The following is a 12287-nucleotide window of genomic DNA, read 5'->3' on the forward strand; positions in this document are numbered from 1 at the left end:
CGTCAACGCAATCAGAGAGCCGGCACCACGACTGACCGCTGGCTGAAAACGAATATTTCAGGGCCGACTACGGATTCAGTCCAGTAAAAGGATAGAAGTGGCCCCGCTTGTCTGAACAGATTTACCCCGAGAGATAAAGAGACTGCGTGCGGGTTGAAGAGGTGCAGAGTTGTCCACGGCGGCGGTGGTCGCTGTGCGACGAACCGACCGACGCGGTGGGCAACTCGGGGCGCACCGGGATTTTCATTCTAGGCAGCCACGGCCAGCTCGGGCAGCAGCGCCCAGTAGGCCTGCTCGGGCGTGCGGTCCTCGATGCGCGAATGCACACGCTCGCGGTTGTACCAGTCGATGTAGGTGTCCAGGTCTGAGCGTGCAGCGCTCACCGCCTCGTAGGCTTGCAGGTACACTTCTGATTGCCGAGGCATCAATTCACAGCGGAGTCACAATGAGTCATGCGGACTGCAGGAAGTTCAGTCGATTTGTGCGAACGCTCGCCTTGATCGGGCTGCTCGGTGCAGGAGCTGCGCACGCCGGAGTCGATTGGGTCGTTAACAACAGTGATACCGGCTTTGATCCGGTGCCGGCTGGAGGTGATATCACCTATACCGTGCGGGTGTCGAACAACGGCACCAGTGCCGCACCGCCCACCACGCTCACGTTGAGCATCCCGCCGACGACGAGTTTCGTCAGCGCCACCGGCTTAACCTGCACCGGCACGGGGCCTGTGACGTGCAGCGTTCCTGCGCTCGCGGCCGCAGGAAACCCCGGCGATGAGGCGACGGTGTCCGTCACGATTCACACCACGGCGCAAGGTACGGTGGCCTTGGGGGCATCGGTCCCGACGGCGGGCGATGACGACGGCAGTAACAACGTCGACAACGAGACGACCACGGTCAACGCCGGGGCGGATATTGCGCTCGCTCTGTCGGGGCCGGCGAGCGCGGCATCCGGCAGTACGGTGAGCTATACCTTCACCGCGACCAACAACGGACCGGACCCGGCGAGCAATGTCGTCCTTAGTTTTCCCGTGCCCACCGGGCTGGTGGGCGTGACGCCGCCCGCCGGCTGCACGCTTGCCGGCAGCACCTACAGTTGTACCATCGCCGGCCCGCTGGCCGTTGGGGCGAGCGTGACGCGCATGTTCACCGGCCAGATCGCCGCGGCTTCGGGCTCCACGCTCACACCGAGCGGCAGTGTCGGCGGCGGCACGCCGAGCGATCCGGTCGCCGGCAACAACACCGCCACTTTCAATACCACGGTCACTGCCGGCAGCGATGTGCGTATCACCAAGTCACGTGCGCCGTCCGGTTCGTTGCTGGTCGGGCAGCCGGTTACGTTCACGCTTTCCCCGTCCTATACCGGCGACTCTCCTGTTGGGCTGACGATCACCGACACGATTCCATCCAATTACAGCATTGGCACGGTCGCAAGCCCGCAAAACGGCTGGACCTGCTCGGTGTCGGGCCAGACCGTGACCTGCACCAAACCTGCCGGCAGCGGCGCGGGCGGCAATGTGCCGCTGGGCAACATTTCGATTCCGGTCACGGCGGCAAGCCCAGGCAACCCGACCAACAGCGCGAGCATTGCCAGCAGCGGCCCGAGCGACCCCAATCCCACCAATAACACCGCCACCGACGGCGGCGCCACGATCAATGCGCCCACAGTCGATCTGCGCGCCAACAAATCGGGTCCCAATCCGCCACTGGTCGTGGTCGGGAACAATTACACCTACAACATCAGCGTGACCAACGTCGGCAATGCCGGCTTCTACGGCACGCTCGTCATGACCGATCACCTGCCGGCCGGGCTTACAGTCAACAGCTACACGCTGAACGGCTGGTCGTGCACGCCGGCTGCGTCGGTGACGGGGCCGGCGACCATCACCTGCCAGCGCGCCTACACCGCATCCTCTCCGCTCGCTGCCGGTGCCACCACACCCGCTGTCACGCTGAATACCACCGCCACCGCCACCGGCAGCATCGTCAACAGCATGACGGTGAGCTCGCCCAACCCTAACATTCCAGACACCAACCCCGCCAACGACACCACGACCTACACCGTCACCGGCAGCGCGCCAGGCGACAGCGCCGATGTCCGGGTGATCAAGACCGTGACTCCGGACCCCGTATCGGCCGGCGATGTCCTAACCTACACGCTGGAAGTCGTCAACGACGGGCCGCAGGCGTCCGCCAACATCACCCTAACCGACACCTTCTCCAGTCTGATCAATAACGCCACGGGCCCGGCCAATGGCTACGTCGGCCACACCATCACCGCCAATGCGGCGAGCGGTGTAAGCTGCGCGACAGCAACCAGTGGCGCAACTGGACGGCAACTCACCTGTACCCTCGCCACGCTTCCGGTGTGTACGGCCGGTAGCAACTGCCCGCTGATCGTGGTGCAGGTGCGTCCCGGCGGCAACGGCGGCGCGCGCACCAATACCGCTACAGCGACCTCTACTAGCGTGGCGGATCCCAATCTCGCCAACAATACCGGCAGCGTGACCAGCACCGTGACGCCGCGCGCCGACGTGACCGTGACGAAAACGGCCACGCCGTCGCCCGTGGCGGCGGGGCAGAACCTCACCTATGTGGTGACGGCCAGGAATCTACCCAATGGCCTGTCGCAGGCGCAAAACGTCACGATCACCGACACCCTGCCGCATAACGTCACCTTCATCTCGGCCACCCCTTCGAGCGGAAGCTGCGCGACCGCCCCCGCACCGCTCAGCACGACAGGGCCCGGCAACGATCAGCTCGTTTGTAACCTCGGCACGATCAACAACGGCGCGCAGCAGACCGTGCTGGTGGTCGTTCGGCCCAATACGGCGACGCGCGGCTCGACACTCACCAATAGCGTGAGCGTCTCGACCACCACTGACGAGACCGACGCCACCAACAACAGCGCCAGCGTAGCGACGCCGGTGAACAACCCCACGCTCGATCTACTCATCAATAAGACCGAAAGCATCGATCCGGTCGCCGTGGGCGATAACACGGTCTACACGATCACAGTGAACAACCTGGGGCCATCGGCGGCGGAAAACGTCGTCATCACTGACACACTCCCGCCTGCGGGACTGTCTTACCAGGCGCATACCGCGCCGGCGGGGGGCAGCTGCGGCACGGTACCCGCTGTCAACAGCCTTGGTGGCACGCTCGTGTGTTCACTGCCTACTCTGGCTGCCGGCGTGTCGAGGAGCATGACGGTCACGCTGCAGGGCGTCGCCAAGGGTAGCTACACCAACACCGCCAGTGTGTCGTCCGATGAATCCACGCTGGGATTCGATAGCAACACGGCGAACAATACCGTCAGCGAAAACACCACCGTGCGCACCAAGGCGGACGTGCAGGTGGTAAGCAAGACGCCCTCGGTAAACCCGGTCAATTTGCGCGAGGACTTCAGCTTCGTCGTCAGGGTGCGCAACAACACCGGGCCAGGACTCGCCGAAGCCGACAACGTCGTCGTCTCCGACACCCTGCCGACGGGCATGGAACTCACCGGCACGCCTACGGTGAGCGTGATCGCGGGCTCGACCACTTCTGCCACCTGCACAGGCATCGCGGGCGCCACCAGCTTTACCTGCAATCTGGGCACTGTCTCTTCGGGCGGCGAAGTCAATATCGTGGTGCCGGTGCAGGTCGTCAGCGTCAGCGCCCTGCCGCAGACCTTCACGAACACCGCCAGCGTCGTCACGTCCTCGTTAGACACGGTGCCAACCAACAACAGCAATAGCGGCAGCGTCACAGTGAATTCCTCATCGCTTGCCGGCCGGGTGTTTCGCGACTTCAATAACGACGGCTCGTTCACCCCCGGGGCTGACACCGGCATCTCCGGCATCACCATGACACTTTCTGGCACCAGTTTCGACGGTGCGTCGATTACCCGCACCGTTACCACCGATGCCAGCGGCAATTACCTGTTCGGCTTCCTCCCACAGGGCACCTACACGATCACCGAAGGCGCCGTGAGCGAGGCACACCTTGTGGACGGCACCGATACCGCTGGCAGCGCGGGCGGATCAACCGCGGTCAATGACCAGATTTCGGCGATCAATCTGCCTGCCAATACTGCTGCCACCGGCTACACCTTCGCCGAAGTGCCGCAGGCGCGCATCGGCATCGCCAAGGCGATCAATGGGACGGTTTCCGTCAACGCCGACGGCACGTTCGACGCGCCTTTCCGGCTGGTCGTGCGGAACTTCAGCCTCGAAGCCCTGAACAGCATCATGGTGACCGACACCCTGGCAGGGGCCGCGCCCGCTTTCGGCGCTTATGTGGCGGGGGGTATGACGGCCGTTCTTGCCGACGGGCAATATACGATCCTCGCCGCCCCCTCCGGCACCTGCAGTGGCCTCAACGCCGGCTATGACGGCGCTACAGCGACGACCGTCGCCTCAGGTTTCAGCCTTGCCGCGGGTGCAAGCTGCCAAATCGACTTCACGCTGCGCGTCCGTCCGACCGCGCCTCTGCCGCCGGTATCCGGCGTGTGCGGCGGCCGCTACTGCAACCAGGCGGTGGTCAGCGGCGTCGGCGCCCTGTCCGGCCAGACTTCGGCGACCAATCCGCAGTTGCAGGATCTATCCGATAACGGCGCGAATCCCGACGCCAATGGCGATGGCCGCGCCAACGAAGCGGGCGAAAACGACCGCACGCCGGTGAGTCCCGTCTATGGGGCAGCCATCGGCATCGCCAAGGCGGTCAACGGCAGCGTGGCGGCCCAGCCGGATGGCAGCCTGCTGGTGCCGATCCGGTTGGTGGTGAAAAACGTAGGTAGCGAACCGGTGTCCACGGTGAGCGTGGTAGATACGCTGGAGGGCGCCGCGCCCCGTTTCGGCACCTACGTGGCTGGTGGCGCCGCAGCCAGCCTCGCCGCCGGGCAATACACGGTGCAAAGCGCGCCTGCATTCGTTGGCGCCTGTTCAGGCGGCAGCCCGGTAGCCGCCTACACCGGCGCGGCAGGCAACACCACGCTCGCGACGATTTCCGCGCTGCCACCCGGCGCATCCTGCACCCTCGATTTCAGCTTCCGTTTCAAGCCGAGTCCATCATCAACCTACGCCAACCAGGCGCAGGCCAGCGGCACGGGCGACTACACCGGCAGCCCCGTCTCCGACCTGTCGGATGACGGCTCGAATCCGGACCCCAACGGCAACGGCAACGCCTCGGAAGCGGGCGAGAACGATCCGACGCCAGTACCGGTGCCCAGGATCGGTATCGCCAAGCAGGCCGGCGGCGTGATCAACCATGGTGACGGCACTTACAGCGTGCCGTTTACGCTGCGGGTTCGCAATGCAGGACAAACCCCGCTTGCCAACGTTCAGGTGACGGACGACCTCTCGAGCTTCGGCACCTACACGACAAGTCCCGTGCCGGGGCCGGGCCAGTACACCATCTCCAGCGCGCCGGTTATCAGCGCGCAGATCAACGGCGCGGCGCTCGTTGCCAACGCAGCGTTTACCGGCAGCGGGGTCAACACCAGCCTGCTGATGGCGGGCAGCAGCAGTCTGCCGCAGTCCGGCGCTTCGGCATCTAGCGCGCAAATCGACTTTACCGTGCGCTTCTTCCCGACCACGCCGGGGCCGTTCAACAACAGCGCAGCGGCGGCGGGTTCGCCGCCCGGCGGCGGCGCGGTCAGCGATGACAGTGTCGACGGCGCGAATACCGACCCCAACGGGAACGGCGACCCCACCGACGACACATCCCCCACGGTGGTAAACCTGTCTGCCCAGGCGATCGGTGTGGCAAAGTCGGTTTCCGGCATCGTGCAGACTGGTGCCAAACGCTACCGCATTCCCTACACGCTCGTCGTCCAAAACGTGAGCAGCACGGTGACTGCGACCAACGTGCAGGTGAGCGACGATCTCAACGCCGCCTTCCCGTCCGCGCAGAGTGTTGTCGTCGTGACCCCGCCGGCGGTTTCCGCCTGCACCGGTACCGCGCTCGTGGCGAATGCCGGATTCAACGGCACCAGTAACCTTGCCCTGCTGGCGGGCAACCAGAACCTGCAACCCGGCGAAAGGTGCACGATCACCTTCACGGTCGAGGTCGATTTCGGGAGTAATCCGCTGCCTGTCCCGCCGCAGAACAATCAGGCCACGGCAACCACCCATTCGACCCCCGGCGGCACCATCATTGCCACTGACCTGTCGGACTACGGCAGCGTGCCAGACGCCAACGGCAACGGTGATGCGGGTGAGGGCGGCGAGAACGACCCCACGCCGGTGAGTTTCGCCGCAGGTGCGCTGTCAGCCATCAGCGGCAAGGTGTATCTCGACGCCAACCACAACCGTATCGACGATGATGGCCCGCCAGCCCCCTCGCGTGTGCAGGGCTTCATCGTCGAAGTGCTGAACAGCGCTGGCACGGTGGTGGGCAGTGCGATTACCGACGCCACCGGCAACTACACCATCGGCGGCCTCTTCCCTTCCACCCCAGGCAATCCGGCCACTTACTACAGCCTGCGCTTCCGCGAGCCGGTCAGCGGCGCGATCTACGGGGTGCCGCAGTCCGACGACCCCACGCCCTCGCGCAACGGTGTCATCGATAATGGCATCATCACCCAGCTGCAACTGGACCCAGGCACCACCACGATCAACCAGAACCTGCCCCTCGACCCCTCGGGCGTGGTGTACGACGCGGTGACGCGCAACCCGCTTGCCGGCGCCACGGTCACCCTGCTCCATGGCGGCGTGCCAGTGCCCAGTCACTGCCTGGTCGGCGGCGTCAACGCCCAGACCACCGGCCCCAGTGGGCAGTACCAGTTCCTTCTGGTCAATCCGGCACCGGCTGGTTGTCCGGGCAGCGGCACCTATACCCTGGTGGTGGTGCAGCCAGCCGGCTACCTGCCGCCAGACTCGACCCTCATTCCGCCGGCCCCGGGTCCCTACACGCCGACCACGGGCGGGACCGACCCGATCCAACCACAATCTGGTCCGCCAGTCGGCGTAGCCTCCACGCTGTACTACACCAGTCTCGCGCTGACTCTCACGGGAAACCCGGCCACTAGCTCGAGCAATGTGGTCAACAACCACATCCCGCTCGACCCGGTGCTGGGCGGCGCGATCGCGCTGACCAAGACGACGCCGCTGGTGAACGTAAGCGTCGGCCAGCTGGTGCCTTATACCATCACCGCGCGCAACACGCTGGCGGCGATACTGTCGAACATCGACTTGCACGATACCGTGCCGCCGGGCTTCAAGTACAAGCCCGGCAGCGCGACGATCGACGGCGTGGCGGTGGAGCCTACGGTGAATGGCCGCGTGCTGACCTGGCCTAATCTCACCTTCGCCCCCAACGCCACCCGTACGATCAAACTCCTGCTGATTGTCGGCGCAGGCGTGCAGCCGGGCGAATACGTCAACAGCGCGCACGCCACCAACAACCTGGTGGCGCCGCCCAATCCGAACGCTGTGTCGAATGTCGCCACCGCAACGGTTCGGGTGACCCCGGACCCCACCTTCGATTGCACCGACATCATCGGCAAGGTGTTCGACGACAGGAACGCCAACGGCTACCAGGACGAAGGCGAGCCCGGCATTCCCAACGTGCGGCTCGCGACCGCGCGCGGCTGGTTGGTGACGACCGATGCCGAAGGCCGCTTCCATGTCGCCTGCGCGGCGATTCCCGATGCCGACCGTGGCAGCAACTTCGTCATGAAGCTCGACGAGCGCACGCTGCCAACCGGCTACCGCCTCACCACGGAAAACCCGCGCGACGTGCGGCTCACGCGCGGCAAGCTCACCAAGCTCAACTTCGGCGCAACCATCCACAAGGTCGTGCGGGTGGACATGAGCGACGCCGCGTTCGAGCCCGGCAGTACCACGCTCAAGCCTGACTGGGCGAAGCAGCTGGCCATGCTGCCGGACAAGCTGTCTGCGCGACCGACGGTGCTGCGGCTGGCTTACAAGGTTGGAGGCGACGGCGAGACGCTGGCCCGCGAACGTCTGCGCTCCATCACTCGGCAACTCAAGGCGGCATGGAAACAGGGAACGTGCTGCCATGCGCTGGTGATCGAGGAAGAGTTCTTCTTGCCTGCTGCCAAGGCCAGCAGGGAGGCTAAATGATCATGAATACACTGCCCGTGAAACAAACCGTACTGGCCAGCATGATTGCTGCCTTGTGCGCTGCGCCCGCATCCGCTGGCGCACGTGATGCATGCCAGGACAAATCAAGCTGCACTCCACCCGAGCATCCCGGCAAGACCTGGCCTGACAGCCTCGTCTTTACCCGGACCATCGGTAAGACGCCGCCCAACGTGGAATACCGGCGGCCAGACGAGAAGGTGGTCGTGAGCGCACCGGTTCTCCCGCCTGTCACGCGCCAAGTGCCAGTGATGGCGAATCGGCCCGATGGCCCACCCGTCACGCTGCCTCAGTTCCCTTCCGGCAGCGACCTGCTGAGCGAGCCCGAGCGTGTCGCTTTGCGTGCGCTGGCGCAACGGCTGGCCGGCAAGCCGGGCTTGCGTCTGCGCATCACCGGCCACGCCGACGTGCAGCGCATGACACCGGATACCCGCGCGCGCTATCGCGACAATCGCGGGTTGTCCGTCGCGCGTGCCGAGCAGGCGGCGGCCTATCTGAAGACCCTGCCGGGCATGGCGTCGGTCCCCATGGAAACGCTGGGCATGGGCGATACGCAACCGATCGTGCACTGCGACCCCAAGCAAGCGTATTCCGGCAACGCGGCCGACATGGCTGCGTACAAGGCTTGTCTCGCGCCCAACCGGCGGGTCGAGATCGAAATCTGGTACGACCAAGTGCTTGGCGTGAAGACCGAAACCGAGCCGGTTGTCGCTCCGGCTAAAGCTGTGCCCAGGCCGTGCAAGGATCAGGATGGCTCCGACTCTGGCCTGCCGCTGCGCATTTCCATCGACGGCGAGCCGCTGACGCTGGGCGACACGCCCAATACCGCTGACACCACCCGCTGCACCGACATCGCGCTGGAGAAGGCCGATATCCAGGTGCGTTTCGATGGGCTGGAAACCACGCCGGTGCTCAATCTCACTGTCAGCCCCGATGGTGCGGCGCGCGGCGAAACCGTGCGTTTCATGCCGTACAGCAACTACGCTGCCTTCATCAAGAAGGCCGAAGTGCGCGTGTTTGCCGCTGGCGAATCGACGCAGAAAACGCCATTGGCGATCATCCCGCTCGACCCGCACCTCGATACCCCAGCCGAATGGCTAGCGCCGAAAGACCGTGATGCGGTGCAATACCTGCTACGTGTCTATGACGCAGCGGGCCGCTTCGACGAGACCGCGCCCAAGATCCTGCGCCTGCTGGATGTCCGTCGTCCGCTCGGCGACGAGGACACGACCGCGCGCGAAGACCGGATCGGCTACGGCGAGAACCACCGCAGCCTGAAAAACATCCCGGTGTCCGGCGGCGCGGTCACCGTCAATGGCGAAAAACTCGCGCCGGGCAGCATGGTCTACGTGTTCGGGCGCAGCGTGCCGGTGGATGCACATGGCAAGTTCGCGGTGCGGCAGATTCTGCCCGCGGGCAATCATTCAGTCGATATCGCCATCGAAGCGCCGAGCGGCCAGCGTGCCGAGTTCAGGCGTCATCTCGTCATCCCGCACGACGACTGGTTCTACATCGCGCTGGCAGACCTCACGCTCGGCAGAAACAACGTCAAAGGGCCGATCAAGCTCGTCACCGGCGATGACAGCAAGCGCTACGACGAGAAGGTATACATCGATGGCCGTCTAGCGTTCTATCTCAAAGGCAAGATCAAGGGCGAAACACTGCTTACCGCCAGCGCAGATACACGCGAGCAACCAATCAAGCACCTGTTCACCAATTTCAACAGCAAAGACCCGCGCTACCTGCTGCGCCGCCTCGACCCCAACGCCTACTATCCCGTCTACGGCGACGACTCGACCCTGGTCGAGGACGCGCCGACCCAAGGCAAATTCTATGTGAGATTGCAGCGCGGCGATGCGCACGTGCTTTGGGGCAGCTTCCAGACCAAGCTCACCGGCACCGACCTGGTCAATTACAACCGTGGTTTGTATGGCGCGCAGGCGCGTTACATGAGCCCCGATACGACACAGTTCGGCGAGAAGCGCACCGAAGTCGAACTGTTCGCCGCCGAGCCTGGCACACTCGCTGCGGTGGAAGAATTCCGCGGCACCGGCGGCTCGCTCTATTATCTAAGGCATCAGGACATCCTTGTCGGCTCCGAGCGGCTGCGCGTCGAAATCCGCGACAAGGATTCGGGCATCGTGCTCAAATCAACCCCCCTGGTCGCCGGGCAGGATTACGAAATCAACAGCATCCAGGGACGGGTGGTGCTGCGCACGCCGCTGGCCGCGACGGCCGACGCGGACACCCTGGTGCAATCGGGTTCGCTGACCGGTCACCCAGTCTATCTGGTCGCAAGTTATGAATACACGCCTGGGGTGACGGCGATGAGTAATCTCACCTTGGGTGGCCGTGCCAGCCAGTGGCTCAACGAGCATGTGAAGATCGGGGTGACCGGTTATAGGCAAGACGGCGCCGGCACCGAGCAGAAACTGCTGGGCGGCGATCTCACCTTGCGCTACAAGCCGGGTACCTATCTCAAACTCGAAACCGCGCGCTCAGATGGCCCTGGCACAGGTGCGCTCAGCTCGCAAAACGGCGGCTTCGATTTCGGCACCGTGGCTCAAACCAGGACCACCGGCATTGAGGCACAGGCGCATCGTGTCGAGGCGGTCGTCGATCTCAAGGAAATCGGCGGGGCGCAGCCGGGAAGCGTCAGCGTTTACTGGGTCAAGCGCGACGATGGCTACTCGGCGCCTGGCCAACTCACGAGTGAAGGCATCGTGCAAGGCGGCATGCAGCTCAAGATGCAGGCAACCGACAAACTGGAATTGCGCGCCCGTGCAGACCTCAAGGATGGCAGCGCATCGGGCACGAGCCGATCTGCGGAAATCGACGGTCGGTATGCGTTCACGCCAGAGGTTTCGCTCGGGCTGGGAGCGCGCCACGAAGACCGTGACACGGCGCTGGCAGCAGGTAGCAGTGCCGCGCTCGCCGAAACCGGCGCGCGCACCGACGTAGCCGCCAAGCTGACCTGGCAGCCGCTCGACAGGGAAGGCAAGCCGGGACGGTGGGCGGTATACGGCCTGGTGCAGGGCACGGTGCGGCACGCTGCCACCCGCAGCGAAAACGACCGCGTGGGTGTGGGCGGGCACTACCAGATCAACGATCGCGTGAAGCTCAGCGGCGAAGTCAGCGACGGCGATGGCGGGGTGGGGAGCAAGATCGGCGCGGACTATCGTCTATCAGACCGCAACAGTATTTATCTCAACTACTTGCTCGACCCTGACCGCAGCGACATCGGCTACCGCGGCCGTGTCGGCAATCTCACCGCTGGTATGAAATCACGCTACAGTGACAGCCTGTCGGTGTACGCCGAACAACGCTACCAGAGCGCAGACCATGGGCCGTCGGGGCTGATCCATGCCTTCGGCCTCGACCTTGCCGCCGACGACCGCTGGAGTTGGGGCGCGCGCCTCGAAAAAGGCACCACTTCCAATCCCGCGACCGGCGACCTCGATCGCACCGCCGTCTCGCTCTCGGCTGGCTATCGGTTCGAGAAAACCAAGTACGCGGGTGTGATCGAGTACCGCACCGAGGACGGCAATGCCACCGGCAAGCGCACGAGCTGGCTGGTGAAGAACAGTCTGGGCTACCAGACCACGCCCGATTGGCGCGTGCTCGCCAAGCTCAACTTCGCCATCAGCAACGCCGGGGCGGGCAGCACCACGGACGCGGACTTCACCGAAGTGGTGCTGGGCATGGGCTACCGTCCGGTGCTCAATGACAAGCTCAATGCCCTGTTCAAGTACACTTACCTCGCCGACCTACCCAGCCCCGGCCAGCTCAGCGCATCGGGCGGCGCCCGCACGTTCGAGCAGCGCAGCCATGTGCTGTCTGTAGACGCCATATATGACCTGGTGCCCAAGCTCTCGGTGGGCGGCAAGCTCGGCTACCGCTTCGGCAAACTGCGCGACACCAGTGTCGCCGGAAGCGGCTGGTTCAATAGCCGCGCCTGGCTCGGCATCGCGCGGCTCGACTGGCACGTTGTGCATAAGTGGGACGCCATCGGTGAATTGCGCTATCTGAGAGCTAAAGAAGCGGGCGACGCTCGGTTTGGTGCGCTCGTCGGCGTATATCGCCACATCAACGAACATGTCAAAGTGGGTGTTGGATATAACTTCACCGATTTCTCGGATGACCTGACCAACCTGGATTACCGAAGCCGGGGTTGGTTCGTCAATCTGCTCGCTAAGCTATGAAC

Annotated in this window: 3 protein-coding genes; 2 read left to right on the forward strand and 1 reads right to left on the reverse strand. The window is 64.4% G+C overall.

Going from position 1 to position 12287, the window contains the following annotated elements; genetic code table 11:
* Positions 1-248 precede the first annotated feature (248 nt).
* Positions 249-425, reverse strand: a complete 177-nt coding sequence (locus ACYVHH_RS11330) for an IS3 family transposase (protein WP_157451403.1) — start codon at positions 423-425, stop codon at positions 249-251.
* A gap of 20 nt (positions 426-445) precedes the next feature.
* On the opposite strand from ACYVHH_RS11330, the gene ACYVHH_RS11335 reads away from it, so the two are divergent.
* Positions 446-8065, forward strand: coding sequence for an SdrD B-like domain-containing protein (locus ACYVHH_RS11335; RefSeq protein ID WP_460565283.1), 7620 nt, complete (start codon positions 446-448; stop codon positions 8063-8065).
* A gap of 2 nt (positions 8066-8067) precedes the next feature.
* Complete coding sequence (locus ACYVHH_RS11340; protein WP_460565284.1) at positions 8068-12285, forward strand: OmpA family protein; 4218 nt, start codon at positions 8068-8070, stop codon at positions 12283-12285.
* Positions 12286-12287 lie beyond the last annotated feature (2 nt).

It is taken from the genome of Hydrogenophaga aquatica (assembly GCF_054780915.1).

Coding starts and splice junctions, on each gene's coding strand:
- ACYVHH_RS11330 (WP_157451403.1), bottom strand. CDS start 425: ATGCCTCGGCAATCAGAAGTGTACCTGCAAGCCTACGAGGCGGTGAGC.
- ACYVHH_RS11335 (WP_460565283.1), top strand. CDS start 446: ATGAGTCATGCGGACTGCAGGAAGTTCAGTCGATTTGTGCGAACGCTC.
- ACYVHH_RS11340 (WP_460565284.1), top strand. CDS start 8,068: ATGAATACACTGCCCGTGAAACAAACCGTACTGGCCAGCATGATTGCT.